This is a genomic window from Desulfovibrio intestinivivus, assembly GCF_053570665.1.
Map to the genome: position 1 here is coordinate 2,145,105 of NZ_JBRBQT010000001.1, position 13,454 is coordinate 2,158,558.

General features: G+C 58.5%; 12 protein-coding genes and 1 tRNA gene. 2 read left to right on the top strand and 11 right to left on the bottom strand.

The window, feature by feature from the left end; translation table 11 throughout:
* Positions 1–20 precede the first annotated feature (20 nt).
* A complete protein-coding gene (locus ACUZ9P_RS09210; protein WP_449249478.1) occupies positions 21–788 on the bottom strand; it encodes a GGDEF domain-containing protein in 768 nt (255 codons plus the stop codon).
* A gap of 168 nt (positions 789–956) precedes the next feature.
* Between ACUZ9P_RS09210 and ACUZ9P_RS09215 the strand changes: the two genes are divergently transcribed.
* Positions 957–1,229 carry a hypothetical protein gene (locus tag ACUZ9P_RS09215; protein WP_449249479.1) on the top strand — a complete coding sequence of 91 codons (273 nt, stop codon included), beginning with the start codon at positions 957–959 and terminating at the stop codon, positions 1,227–1,229.
* A gap of 170 nt (positions 1,230–1,399) precedes the next feature.
* Here ACUZ9P_RS09215 and folP read toward each other — a convergent pair whose 3' ends face one another.
* Both folP and ftsH read right to left on the bottom strand, forming a co-directional pair.
* The gene (gene folP, locus ACUZ9P_RS09220) at positions 1,400–2,278 is read right to left on the bottom strand and encodes a dihydropteroate synthase (RefSeq protein WP_298993033.1); all 879 of its coding nucleotides are present in this window, start codon (positions 2,276–2,278) and stop codon (positions 1,400–1,402) included.
* A complete protein-coding gene (gene ftsH, locus ACUZ9P_RS09225; protein WP_449249480.1) occupies positions 2,268–4,280 on the bottom strand; it encodes an ATP-dependent zinc metalloprotease FtsH in 2,013 nt (670 codons plus the stop codon). The genes folP and ftsH overlap by 11 nt, the downstream gene beginning before the upstream one ends.
* A gap of 343 nt (positions 4,281–4,623) precedes the next feature.
* Here ftsH and ACUZ9P_RS09230 point away from each other — a divergent pair.
* A tRNA-Sec gene (locus tag ACUZ9P_RS09230) sits at positions 4,624–4,717 on the top strand.
* A 123-nt stretch (positions 4,718–4,840) separates the two neighbouring features.
* On the opposite strand, the gene der is transcribed toward ACUZ9P_RS09230, so the two are convergent.
* The 8 genes from der to ACUZ9P_RS09270 all read right to left on the bottom strand — a co-directional run bounded on the left by der (position 4,841) and on the right by ACUZ9P_RS09270 (position 13,040).
* Positions 4,841–6,208: a ribosome biogenesis GTPase Der gene (gene der, locus ACUZ9P_RS09235; RefSeq protein WP_449249481.1), complete on the bottom strand. Its 1,368-nt coding sequence runs from the start codon at positions 6,206–6,208 to the stop codon at positions 4,841–4,843.
* 186 nt (positions 6,209–6,394) lie between these two features.
* A complete protein-coding gene (locus ACUZ9P_RS09240) occupies positions 6,395–7,570 on the bottom strand; it encodes a pseudouridine synthase (RefSeq protein WP_449249482.1) in 1,176 nt (391 codons plus the stop codon).
* Between the two features lie 67 nt (positions 7,571–7,637).
* Positions 7,638–9,002: a diguanylate cyclase domain-containing protein gene (locus tag ACUZ9P_RS09245; protein WP_449249484.1), complete on the bottom strand. Its 1,365-nt coding sequence runs from the start codon at positions 9,000–9,002 to the stop codon at positions 7,638–7,640.
* A gap of 302 nt (positions 9,003–9,304) precedes the next feature.
* Entirely contained in the window at positions 9,305–10,048 is a 744-nt protein-coding gene (locus ACUZ9P_RS09250) for an energy-coupling factor ABC transporter ATP-binding protein (RefSeq protein ID WP_449249485.1), read from the bottom strand.
* Positions 10,041–10,802: a cobalt ECF transporter T component CbiQ gene (gene cbiQ / locus ACUZ9P_RS09255; protein ID WP_449249486.1), complete on the bottom strand. Its 762-nt coding sequence runs from the start codon at positions 10,800–10,802 to the stop codon at positions 10,041–10,043. The genes ACUZ9P_RS09250 and cbiQ overlap by 8 nt, the downstream gene beginning before the upstream one ends.
* A 9-nt stretch (positions 10,803–10,811) precedes the next feature.
* Complete coding sequence (locus tag ACUZ9P_RS09260; RefSeq protein WP_449249487.1) at positions 10,812–11,513, bottom strand: cobalamin biosynthesis protein CbiL; 702 nt, start codon at positions 11,511–11,513, stop codon at positions 10,812–10,814.
* A 17-nt stretch (positions 11,514–11,530) separates the two neighbouring features.
* Positions 11,531–12,142 (bottom strand): cobalt transporter CbiM, encoded by a 612-nt coding sequence (gene cbiM, locus ACUZ9P_RS09265; RefSeq protein ID WP_449249488.1) that lies wholly within the window; start codon positions 12,140–12,142, stop codon positions 11,531–11,533.
* 127 nt (positions 12,143–12,269) lie between these two features.
* Positions 12,270–13,040: a DUF4198 domain-containing protein gene (locus ACUZ9P_RS09270; protein ID WP_192111359.1), complete on the bottom strand. Its 771-nt coding sequence runs from the start codon at positions 13,038–13,040 to the stop codon at positions 12,270–12,272.
* Positions 13,041–13,454 lie beyond the last annotated feature (414 nt).

Consider the following 13,454-nt stretch of genomic DNA (forward strand, 5'->3'; position numbering starts at 1 on the left):
ATCGGGCAACCGCAGCGCTGTCAGCCGAGGGCCTTGGCGCGTTCCTTATCTTGGTACATGGCAGTGTCCGCGCAGGAGATCAGCGCATCCACTGTGAGGGCCGTATCAGGGTACACTGCACTGCCCATACTGAACGTGATCGGCCCGGGTATGTTCAGCTCGGGCAAACCCTTTGCAAGATCGGCGCGCATTCGGGCAAAGGCTGCCTTGTCCCTCTCCTTGGACGGGTTGCCGTTGAGCAGCAACACAAATTCATCGCCGCCCATACGCCCCAGAATATGCGTCACCGGGGCATGTGCGCGAACAACCTCTGCGAAGAATTGCAATACTCGGTCGCCCGCCTCATGTCCATAGGTGTCGTTAATGCCTTTAAAATTATTTAAGTCAACGTAATATAAAGTAAAATTTTTTGAAATTGGTGCGGCCATGCGCCGTTGAAGCTCCTCAAAGAGTCCACGTCTGTTGAGCGCTCCTGTAAGGGCGTCTCTATAAGCGATGGCCTCAAGATAGGTGCGAATTTGCGTAAGATCATGATTCCTTTGAACAAGAGTTGCAAGAAAGAGGCTGAGAAGAACGCTCGTGCCCACATAGAGCCATGACTCCAGCGATTTGTACCACGCAACGCCCGTCGACATGCGGATCAGCCAGTGAGCATTAAGAATTGTCACAGGCATATCTATGCTGCCTGCATCTTTTTCTGAATCTGCACTGCCAGCAATAAGCAACGCCCCGCCTTTATGGGGAGATGTGCGCCAAAGGCCAAAATCGATATTCATGCTGTCCAGCATGTAAAGGTCCGAGGCTGTTATTACGTCAGGAAAACGCAGCAATATTGCGGCAATACCCCAATAACGCGGAAGTCCATGAGCATCGGGAAGAAATATGGAAAGTCGCCCCACCAGAGCCGCGTCCCCGTTGGGGAGCAGTATCGGCCCGGCCAGAGTCAGGGGGGCGCCGTGGCGGGCCGTGACAGCCTCGTGGCTGCCCAGATTTCCGTCCAGCATATCTTGCCCCACCAGCAGGCTGTTGGCAGGCGTATATGGGTACACCTTGTCTATGGTGCCGCCGGGGGCGAGCACAAAGGCCTGAATGGTATCTTCATCGCGCAAGGCAGCGGCAACACGCTCGAATTCCTGAATGTTCCCGTTATTGTCAATAACAAGCGCGTTCAGAGTTTCCGTTTTGAATATCAGGCGCAACAGATCGCTTTGGAGGTTATCGCGCTGTGAACGGGCTATGCTCTCAAGTTTGACCCGCTCAATCTGCTGTTTGCGGTCAATCAAAACCCAGGTCAAAAGTAAGTTGAAGGCCAACGTGATGAGCAGCATTCCAGTGAATGGGCGCGTTGAAAAAGATCGCACCATACCGGCAGACTCGCAATCGTTGACGTTTTGAATCCTTAGTTGGCTTCAAGAGCCAAAGCAACAGTCATGGCCTGACGGGCCGCAACAACATCGTGCACTCTATGCCAGAACACGCCCTTGCCGCGCAGTATTGCTGTGGCCGTGGCTGTTGCCAGACCGCGCTCCTGCGGCGGCAGGCCCAGAAGCCCGCCAAAAACGGATTTCATGGACAGCGCCATGAGCACGGGCCGCCCAAGCGCGAGCCAGTCTTCCGGGTGGGCCAGCAGGGTGAGGTTGTGCTCAAGCGTCTTGCCAAAACCTATGCCGGGGTCAAGCACAATGCGGTCTTCCGGCAGGCCCGCCCGCACCAGACGCGACATCTCGTGCTCAAAAAATTCCAGCACTTCACGGCGTACATCTGTGTAGCGCGGATCGCGCTGCATGGTCTGCGGGCGGCCTTGACTGTGCATCAGCACATAGCCAGGCTTGTACTGCACAAGCACATCCAGCAGGGCGGGATCAAAGGCGCAGGCCGAAATATCATTGATGATGGCAGCCCCCATGTCCAGCACAGCGGCAGCCGTGGCGGCATGGTAGGTATCAACAGAGATTACGGCCCCGGGAGCAGCCTGACGCAGTCCTGTCAGAACTGGCAGCAGGCGCTCGGTTTCCTGCTGGGGGGGCAATTCCGCGGCTCCGGGCCGCGACGATTCCGCGCCAAGGTCAAGAATATCTGCACCCTGGTTGCGCAGGGTCAGCGCATGGTTGAGGCCCGGTGCCGGGGCATTGTGGCGGCCCCCGTCATAAAAGGAATCCGGGGTCAGATTTACAATGCCCATGACGCCAAAGGGGGAGGGCGTCTTCAACGCCCGCCCCCCAAGAATATGCCAATCTGCGCCCCTGGAAAGAGCGGCTGGGCAAATGCTATCGGTCATTTTCTTTACTGTTGTTCCGAGTGCTCTCGGCTTCGGACGGCTTGGATTCCGCCTGCGCCGATTGCTGCTCCGGCTTCTGCTCTGCCTTCTGTTCTGGGGCCTGAGCGTCCGTATCTGGTTCAATTACAAATTCAGCACTGGATTTGGCAGCCTTGCCACCCTTGGCGGCAGTGCTGGCGGGTACGGGTTTGCCGTTGCTGTCGAGCGGAGGCAGCTCCTTGTTGTCCATGAGCAGCTCAAGATCCTCGCCAGTGATGGTTTCGCGATCAAGAAGGGCCTGGGCAATGCGGTGCAGGGCATCCAGATTTTCCTCAAGCAGCTTGCGGCAGCGGCTGTGCGCGTCTTCCACAATGCGCTTCACTTCCGAATCCACAAGCCGTGCCGTGTCTTCGCTGAAGTTCTTGTTCTGAACCCATTCGCGGCCAATAAAAACTTCTTCGCCGGTTTCGCCGATGGCCAGTGTACCCACGGCTTCGCTCATGCCCCACTCGCAGACCATTTTGCGGGCCATGCGGGTGACGCGTTCGATGTCATTGGAGGCACCAGTGGTGATATCGTCAAAAATAATTTCTTCCGCCACGCGGCCACCCAGCAGCACCACCAGATTATTGCGCAGGAAGGTGCGCGAATAGCCGTGGCGGTCTTCTTCCGGCAGCTGCATGGTCACGCCGAGGGCGCGGCCACGCGGAATGATCGTAACCTTGTGCACGGGGTCGGAACCGGGCAGCAGGCGGGCAGCCAGGGCGTGACCGCCTTCGTGGTAGGCGGTGATGCGCTTTTCTTCCTCGGAAAGAATCAGGCTGCGGCGTTCGCGGCCCATGAGAACCTTGTCCTTGGCATACTCGAAATCTTGCATGTCCAGGCGATCCTGATTGAGCTTGGCGGCCTGAAGAGCAGCTTCGTTGACCAGGTTTTCAAGGTCGGCACCAGAAAAGCCCGGTGTACCGCGCGCCAACACTTCCAGATCAACATCGCCAGCAAGAGGCGTGCGTTTGGTGTGCACTTCAAGGATGCGGCGGCGGCCACGCAGGTCGGGCGTGGGCACCATCACCTGACGGTCAAAACGGCCAGGACGCAGCAGGGCCGGGTCAAGCACATCGGGGCGGTTGGTGGCGGCAATGAGGATAACGCCTTCATTGCTTTCAAAGCCGTCCATTTCCACAAGCAGCTGGTTTAGAGTCTGTTCGCGTTCATCATGTCCGCCGCCAAGGCCAGCGCCGCGCTGACGGCCAACGGCGTCGATTTCGTCAATAAATATCAGACAGGGCGCGTTTTTCTTGCCCTGAACAAAAAGGTCGCGAACGCGCGAAGCGCCCACGCCCACAAACATTTCAACAAAGTCGGAGCCGGAAATGGAGAAGAACGGCACCCCGGCCTCGCCAGCAACGGCGCGGGCCAGAAGGGTTTTACCCGTGCCTGGAGGGCCCACGAGCAACACGCCCTTGGGGATGCGCCCGCCAAGGCGGGTAAACTTTTTGGGGTTGGAGAGAAATTCCACAACTTCCGAAAGTTCGTCCTTGGCTTCGTCAACACCAGCCACGTCAGCAAAGGTAACGCGGGTGCTGTCCTGATTGAGCAGGCGGGCGCGCGACCGGCCAAAGCTCATGGCCTTGCCGCCACCGCTCTGCATCTGGCGCATAAAGAAAATCCACACGCCCACCAGCAGCAGCATGGGGAACCATGAAACCAGCAGGGTCATGTACCAGGGTTGTTCTTCCGGCGGCTCGGCCTTGATTTCAACCTTTTTTTCGATAAGTCGGTTTACAAGGCCGATGTCCTGCGGAGCATAGGACTGCACGGTTTTGCCGTCAGCAGTGCGCCCGATGAGGGTATGGCCCTGAATGGTCACGGACAGGAGCTGCCCGTTGTCCACCTGACTGAGAAAATCTGAGTAGGGCACCCGCTGGGTGATCCCCTGCGGCTGCTGGAACATATTGAAAAGCATGACCATCGCCAGGACGATTATCGCCCACAGCATCAGGTTGCGACTTATCTGATTCAACACTGCCTCCGTTACGTTTTCCGCGCGCGGGGGCGCACGGCCAGGCCGGATATATGGCCAGCACAGTTAAGAAATTACTACCTGTATGTGTCTGGTGTCAAATGTTTGTGGGCATTTGCAGTTCAGGCAACAGGGTTTCGGCTGCGCTTGTCTTGTTCATAATAATGCGCAAAAAACACTTGGCAATGGAGGTTTGACGTTCAGAAGTCAAAACAGCATGCCAGGTACGTGTTGCGCATGCTCAAACTGTGCTGCGGGCTTTGCTGCTTTTGCTGTGCTGCAGAGGCCAAATGAGTTTGCCCTATTGCGGGCAAGGGGCTTTTGCCCTATGGTGCGCCCATGCGGAGACGTTTCGTCACCGGTGTGGCGCCCGGTCTTCAAAACCGGTGGCAGGCCTTGCGGTCTGTGGTAGGTTCGACCCCTATACGTCTCCGCCATTCAAACGCTTTTAGCTAGGCTCATTTGGCTTGCCGTCTTTTGCAGACTGACGTTTTGTCCCCCGATTTGACCGGGGGATTTTTTTTGCTCAGTGGGCAGCCTGGTTTCAGCCAGGCCTGCCGCTATTTTTCAGATTTTTTCTTGTGGCTTGAACGCAGGTGCAGGCGCATGGGGGCGTGCGTGATGCCAAATATTTTGCGCAACGCGCGTTCAAGATAGCGGGTATAGCTTTCAGGAACACGGGTGGCATCGCTCACAAAGCACACAAAGGTCGGCGGCGAGGTTTCCGCCTGGGTCAGGTAGAAGAACTTGGCGCGCACACGCTTGACCACCGGCGGCTGGTGCTTGTCGAGCACTTCTTCCATGGCGCGGTTGAGCTTGCCGGTAGAAATGCGCACGCTGCATTCTTCGTGAATCTGGGTTGCCAGGGGCAGGATCTTTTTCAGGCCGGTTCCCTTGAGGGCAGAAACATTCAGGATCGGCACATGCGGGCAGAAGGCCAGCATTTCGGATATGTTCTTTTTGAGCCTGTCCAGAGAGTCGCGGGGGGCCAGATCGCACTTGTTGATAAGCACCATAAAGGGCGTTTTGCGTGTGTTCAGCATGTCCATGAGGCGCTTGTCCTGCTGGCTCACGCCTTCGGCGGCGTCCAGTGTCAGCAGGGTCACGTCGGCCTTGGTACTCGACTTGATGGCCGAGTTGACGGAATACTTTTCCAGGCTGTCGCTGATCTTGGTGCGGCGGCGTACTCCAGCCGTGTCCACAAATACATAGTCGCGCCCACCGCTCGCAAAGCGCACGTCAACGCTGTCGCGCGTGGTGCCTGCCACATCGGAAACAATCATGCGGTCAGTGCGGGAAATGGCGTTGATGAGCGATGATTTGCCCGCATTGGGGCGGCCAAGCATGGCAAGCTTGAGGGTCGGCGGCGCGGGCGGTTCGGTGGAGGTTTCTTCCGGCAGCAGAGCTACCAGATCTTCCACCAGGGCGGTGATGTTGTGCCCATGCTCGGCGGAAACCGCAAGCAGCGGAAAGCCCAGAACGTGAAATTCGGCCATGAGCTCATCTTCGCGCTCCACGCCGTCAACCTTGTTGACCACGCAGATGGTGGGCAGGCCCTTGCGGCGCACATGGGCTGCAAGATGCTCGTCCAGGGGCAGCAGACCATCGCGCGAATCCACCACAAAGGCCACGGCTGCGGCGCCGATCAGCGCCGTCTCGGTTTGCGCAAGAATGTCGCGCTCAAAGCCGCGAATGCCTTCGGGCCCTTCCACCACGGCGGAGTGGGCGTCAAGGGTGATGCCGCCCGTGTCCACGATACCGAAAACGGGGGTGTCCTTGCGGCGCACCACGCCGTCCATACGGTCGCGGGTCACGCCGGGGCGGTCATGGGTGATGGCCCGATTGCTGCGGATAAGCCTGTTGAACAGGGTGGATTTGCCCACATTGGGGCGACCCACCAGAATGACGCGGGGCAATGTATCTGCCATGAGAATACCTTAGTGTACGCCTGGGATTTGCCAGGCGAGATTGCAAGCGTGAAGCGGAGTGCGCCGTCATTCGGTCATGCACTCCGATGAAAAGAAAGCGCCCGGAGCATATGCTCTCTGAGGCGTCTGGCGTGTAGTGCCGCGCAGACCGCGCGGCAGCCAGGACAGCTGGGTTTTAGGACTGTTTTACTGGCGTAAAAATTTATTTTTAGCACGTTGTTCCGCCAAAGGGAAGACCCCGCACCCGTCCCCATGTTCCGGGGTTGCCATGGCGGCGACAGGCTCTGGCATCTGCTCAAGGGCATGCGTGCCAGACCACGGCGGAAGACATGAAAACACGTGTCCGCAGGGCATGGTTACGCGCAGGGCATGCAGCATCAAATTTTCCGGCTCCGGGGCCGATTTTTCTGTAGTGCCCATGCGGGCCGGGGCCGGGAGGGCGTAGGCCCCGCGCGGCACATGGCGGCGCGTGGGCGCAGCCTGCCCGTACTTGGTGTCGCCAATCACAGGATAGCCCACAACGGCAAGCTGCACACGGATCTGATGCGTGCGGCCTGTCAGCAGGCGCACAAGCAGCAGGCTTTGCGCTTGTTCCACCCTCAGGGGGCGTACCATGCACAACGCCTCGCGGCTGTCGGCCTCGCCGGGCGCGACCGGGCGCACCTTTTCGTAGCCCTGGGCTGTATCCTTGCGCAGAAAGTGGCGCAGCATCTGCGTTTCGGCAAATGGCCAGCGCCCCTGCACCCAGACCACATATTCCTTGGCCAGCGTTCCATCGCGTATGGCGTCCTGAGCCTTGGCAAGGGCTTCGTACGAGGCAGCCACCAACAGTACGCCCGATGTTTCCTTGTCCAGCCTGTGCACGGGCGTGGGCTTGAAGGGCGCGTTTGCAAAGTAGGCGGCCAGCCGAGAGCTGAGGCTGTCGTCATGCCCGGTGCCGGGATGTGTTGGCAGGCCTGCGGGTTTGTTGAAAGCCCACAGGTAACCGTCTGTGCCGATCATGGGCGGCAGCGGAGGCGAATCGCCAGGCTGCGGGTCAAATACTGTATCCGCCGGCGGCTGGGGGGCCATTTCTGACGCGCTTTCTTCCGCCATTTTGAAGGCAAAGGGAGGAAGGCGAACAATGTCGCCTGTCTGCACACGGGCAAAGGGCTTGCATCTGCCGCCGTTAATGCGCACCTGTCCAGTGCGCACCCAGCGGTGGAGCAGGGTGGGGGGCAAGTTCAGCCGCCTTTGCAGGAACTGTAACAACTTTTGGCCGCTTTCGGTCTCCTGAACTATCGGCTGTTCCAGCGGCGATTGCCTGCTGATGCCGATGCCAGAGTCCTGGGCCTGCGTAGGGGGAGGGTTATCGTCCGACATGCAAATACTCTGGCGCAAAGCCTGCCTTGCGTCAAGAGCGGCGGGGGCGCGGTCTGCCTGCTGCGTATTACAGATAGCGGCAGTCGTTCATGGAAACCTTGGCAAAAGTGTGTCTCTCAATCCAGTCCCGAACGCGCTGGCGCGACTCAGCCCTTGTGGTCAGTTTGTTTCGCAGCATGGCCCGGTCTGCATCCACCATGGCGCTGGCAATGCTGGTCTGCATGTCTTCTGCGCAGGCGGAACCCATTGCCAGCAAGACCGGGGGGCGGTTTTGCTGGCTGTTGTGTCTTTCAAAGCGCTGCATGAGTTCATGCAAAATCTCGGCAACCTTCAGTCTGTCGCATCCGGGCAGCAGCACGGTGTATTCATCGCCGCTCATGCGTGCCACGCAGGCTGCGGAATCCAGCCCGCCGCGCAGCAGCAGGGCCGCCTGGCAAAGCACGGTGTTGCCCTCTTCGTGCCCGAGGTAATCGTTAATCATTTTCAGGCCGTTGACATCGGCAACGATTATCCCCACTGGGCGAACGGCGTTTTGCTCCAGTTCGTCCACGGTCATGGTAAAAAAAGTTCGGCTGCGCAAACCTGTAAGCGGGTCGTTGCGCACCATGTCCTCAAGGTGGGCTCTGTCGGCCTGGCTTGCGCTGATGTCGGTATGCAGGCCCACCACACGCGTGGCCTTGCCGCTGGCATCGCGCTGCGTCACGTTGCCGCGGCCAAGAATCCAGGCCCAGGTATTATCTGCCCTGCGCATGCGGTAGGTGCATTCAAAGGTATCTCCGTGGGAGGGCGAGGCTATGATGTCTTTTTGTATGGGCACCACATGGGCGTAATCTTCCGGATGAATTTTTTCTTCCCAGCTTCGTAGCGTTGCGGGGAACGTCTCGGCCGTGTAGCCCAGCATTTCGATGTAGCGGGAGCTGTAGTAGACGGTATTGGTATTTGCGTCCCAATCCCACAGTCCATCGCCGGAAGCATTGAGCGCCAGCATCAGGCGGGCTGCATCCTGTGTGGAGTGCGGCGTGGCAAGGTGCTGCATGGAAAAGCGCGCGGACGGCAAAATCTGCTGCGCCTGACGTTCCACCGCGCTGATGCAGCCAACCACATGCTCTGCCTGCCCTGCACTGTTGCGCGCAAGGGTTATAAGCTGGGTTCGCGCTACAAGACCGTTGATGGGGAAGCATATTTCCATATGCGCGCCGATGTGGCCTTCGAGAAACGTCTGCAACGATTGTCCGAGTATATCCCTTTTATCTTTATGGCATGCGTCAAGGAATGCCGCCATGCTGCAAGGAATATTTGCCTCAATGCCAAGCAGCCTCCCGGCCCCAACGCTGAAGCGGAGGAGGTCTGAGGCAACGCGCCATTCCAGCACGGCATCGGTTGTGTCCGTCTGAATAAGCGGCAGGGGGAGGCTGGGATGGGGTTCGCGCATGGCAATCCTTGGGAGGCCAAGATATGGTGCCAAAAGATAGGAATCTGACGCAGAGCATAAATTGCTGCGCGACCTTACTACTGTTCAGGAAAGAATGCTACTATCATTTTATATATACAAATAGATATTAGGTGCGGAAATTAAAACGCGGGGCTGCCGGAGGCGAGCCAGCGGGCAACGCCTGCGCGGCGTTACAGAAGGGAGGGGCGAGGCGGCAGGCTGGAAAATTATTTTATAGCAGATAGCTGCGGGCGTATTGCCCTTGCATTGTTGAAGATTGCCGCCAGAAAAATTGTGTGTGGCTAATGCTCGTGGGGTTCGTTGCCCAAGGGGTGGGCGTGCATGTGGGCATGGGCAAAGGAGGGGGCGCAGGCGCTCAGCTGATTGTTGGTGATGGTGAGGTACTGGGTGGATGTTTGCGCCAGAAAATCCCAGTCATGGGAAATGGTTATGCGCGCCGTGTTCAGGCTGCCCAGAATGTCGATGATGCGCTGGCGGGCATCGTTGTCGAGGCCGTTGGTGGGTTCGTCAAGCAGCAGCGCCTCGGGCTTCATGGCCATCACTGAAGCCAGGGATACGAGCTTTTTTTCGCCGCCGGAAAGCCGGTGGGTAAGGCGGTTTTCAAACCCGGCAAGGCCGAGATCGCGCAGGGTGTCCAGGGCGCAATCTCTGGCATCATCGGCTGAAAAGCCGAGATTCAGAGGGCCAAATGCCACGTCCTCCAGCACGGTGGGGAAAAAGAGCTGATCTTCTGCGTGTTGCAGCACAAAGCCCACCTTGCAGCGCAGATCGTAGAAATCCTTTTCTTCCTTGAGGGGGGTGCCGTGAAATAGTACCTGACCCGCCTGAGGCCGTGCCAAGCCCGTGATGCAGCGGAAAAGCGTTGTCTTTCCGCTTCCGTTGGGTCCATAGAGGCCGATGCGCTGACCAGGATGCAGTGAAAAATCCACATCGCACAACACCGCGCGCGGCGAGTTGCCCTGCCCGTAAGCAAAGCAGATGCCCTCAAGGCTGAAAATGGCAGCATCGTGATGGTGGTCAGACATTGAGGCCTCCCAGGCATTCAACCGCGATGATCCCCGCCATGCACAACAGCAGGCACAGTGCAAAAAGACAGTCGCCCCTTTGGGCATGGAATACCGTCACCGATCTGAAATGGCCGGAAAATCCCCGCAAGACCATGGCTTCGCGCACCCGTAGCGAGCGTTCGTAGCTGCGCACCAGCAACAGGCCCAGCAAGGATGCCAGGGTGCGGTAGGTATGCATGCTGGTGCGCGGGCGAAAACCGCGCAACCGGGCAGCCACCAGCAGGGTCTGCCATTCCTGGGCGATGACGTGAACGTATCTGGCGGTGAAAAGAAAGAGGAAAACGAGCTTGGGCGGGCAGTGCAGCCGCTCCAGAGCATGACCGGCGGTGGGGGCGTTCATGGTGGCGACAAGCGCCAGAAAGACGCAGGCAATGGCATTGGACTTGATGCTTACCAGCATCGCAAGGCGCACGCCTTCAGCGCTCACTGTAAGCATTCCCCATTGTGCAAGAGGAGTTCCCGGCGTGGTCAGGGGCGTAACGCACCACAGAAAAACAATGAAGAGATTGGTGGCGCCAAGGCGTTGCAGCAGTGCGCGTACAGGTGGATTAGCCGCCGCCAAGAGGGCCAGACCCAAGGTGAGCGCCATGCCGCACGCGATCAGGCTGTGCAGCAGCGATATGCATATCGCAAGCCCCCCTGCGAAGGCCATGCGAACGCGGGGGTCAATGCTCTGTATGAGCGAGGGGCGAACAAAGGGCTGGTCAAACACTCCCAGCCATTACCCCCGACGCCCCTTGAAGTAAAGGGCAATGCCCGCCAGACCCACCAGCCAGCCGATGCCGCCGAAGATTTCAGAAAAGCTGGGGCGGGACACGCGCATTTCGGCAAGTTCTCGGCGGATGGGTCCAAGCTTGACGTCCAGCGCCGCGTTGACAATGGTTTGCAGCTCCCCGGAGCTGACGCCGACAGCACTTGGGGTGGGCGCAGCCGCGCCTTTTGCTCCTGGGGTTGCCGTGGATACTGCGTGTGCAGCCGGAGACGTTTTTTCCGCAGCCTGCGCCGTGTCTTTTGCTTCAGGTGCACTGGCGGGTATGGTGGGCGTCTGGATAGCCGTCAGTTCGGCGGCATCCATCATCCATTCATTCTGATGGCCTTCACCAGCCTTGACGACAATGCGCAGGCCGTGGGCCTTGCCCGCAGCGGGAACGGGAAAACGGTACACGCCCTGATCATCGGTGCGGCCTTCCTGTAGTTTTGCGCCAGTGGCAGCATCGTACACCACCACCTGTCCCTGCTTGACCTTGCTGCCGCCGTTAAAGCCGCATTCCGCAACAACCTGATCCCCTTCTGTCCAGGCAAAAATATTGACTCGGTGGGCCTGAGCCGCATGGGGCAATGCCAACGTGAAGAGCAAAAACAGCGTGGACAACAGTGCGGGCAGTGTGGGCGAGAATGCCCTGCGCGAACAAATGGAAAGCATGGAGCCTCCTTCTAGCCTCAGGCCGCGCTCAGACGCAGCATTTCAGGGCGTACCCTGGCGATAAAACCTACGGTCAGCATGGTGATAAGCCCTTCGGCCAGCATGATGGGCAGATGCGCCAAAAACAGCAGCCGTGCAGCCGTGGCAAAGCCTTCATCGCTGGAGGCCAGAGCCACCGCCGTCAGCAGGCCCGCGCCCAAAACGCCCAGCGCACCGCCGCAGAAAGCGGCAATTTTTTGCCCTGCTGGTGTGGGCCACGCACGGCACAGGCCGCGAAACACATAACCCGCCACAACAGCTGAAAATCCCATGGTGAAGGTGTTGACCCCAAGCACCACAAGGCCGCCAAACTGGAACAGTAGCGCCTGTAGCGCCAGAGCCGCCAGAATGGCCGGAAAGGCCGCCCATCCGAGTACCACGCCCAGAAGGCCGTTGAGAATAAGATGCGCGCTGGTAATGCCGATGGGCACATGGATAAGCGAACCCACAAAAAAAGTCGCGGCCAGAATGGCCACGGTCATGAGCCGGTCATAGTCGAGTTTTTTCAAGCCCAGGGCCGTACCGGCGGCGGTAAGGGCGTAGCCCGTGGCAAGCACGGCAGGGGAAAGAACGCCTTCGGCAATATGCATGATCAATCCTTTGATGGGCCTTTGCTTGCCCTTTGCCTGGCTTCACCTTGCGGGGCCGCTGGCGCAGAGGCCGAACCGGAAGGGGCAATTTCCGGCCCGGCCTGCCGCAGCCATACTTGGCGCAGTATTACTTGGTCTTGGGTGCGGCAAAATTCACCCACATCACAGCGCCCAGTTCCACTTCCTTGGCTTCACCCTTGTATTCCATTTTTTCGGCGGAGGTGTTCAGGGCCGCAAAACCCCACCATCCCGCCCAGGGAATGCCATAGCTGAAGACGCCGTTTTCATCGGTCTTTACTACCTGGGTGACATAAAAATCGTTGGGGGCGGTGTGCGCCTTGCCCTTGTTGTAGCACTCCACTTCCACGTCCGCTCCGGCAACGGGCTTGCCGTCAAGCAGAACGCGGCCACGGAATACATTGCCTGTGTAGTTGGCAAAGGGGCGGGTAAGGGGCACGATTTCCGTTTTCAGGCCAAGGGGGGCATCCCAACCTTCTTCTTCGCCAAAGGCGGCTACCACGGTCTTGGTATAATGGATGATGAACTTGTCTTCCGCAGGTTCAAAATAGGGGGCGGGCTCAACGGCAAACTGGTACACGCCGGGCTTTTTGATGCCGTAGGTGGTTTGCCATGCCTTGTGGCCCAGCACCGTGGCGGGTTTGAGCGTTGCCTTGATGTCTTCTGTTTTTCCGTCATGGGTGACGGTAGCCGCAGCAGGCGCGGCCATATCCATGCCCTGCATCTCCATGGGGTGGACAAAGGAAATCTCCAACTGCACGTTGGCGTCCTTTTTGTCGGCAACCGTGGGGGTAGAGGGAATGACCATGCCGAAATGGGCCTGGGCTTGGGTTCCCCACATGAGCAGCAGAGCAAGGCTGGCGCAGCAAATTTTCCACATAGAAAGTTCCTGTTGGTTGAGGTGGAGGGGGTTGCCGCTGTGTCATGACGTGGCTGAATGTTTAGTAACAAAAAAAATAAATTTGTAGCAAGATGTTTTTGCCGGGCAGGCAGCGGCATTCTTGCACTTCATCCACAAGCTGCGTACTATGCGAGATGGAAAATTGCTGGTGCAGACTGTTGGCCTGGCTTATTCAGGGCAGAGGTGTTTTGCAATTGCCCTGAATATTGTGCGGGTAGACGCAGCAAAAAAGCACAGGCGCAGTATGATTACGTGTGCGCCGTGGGTCTGCGCTGCGGAATGTTGAGCCTGTGCACGTTCTGCTGCACTGCTCGAAGTTGGTTTCCTGGGCGCGTACAACTTCCCCCCGTGGCGTTCAGAATGCCCGCAGAGTGGCGGGCGCAAGCGCTGCTT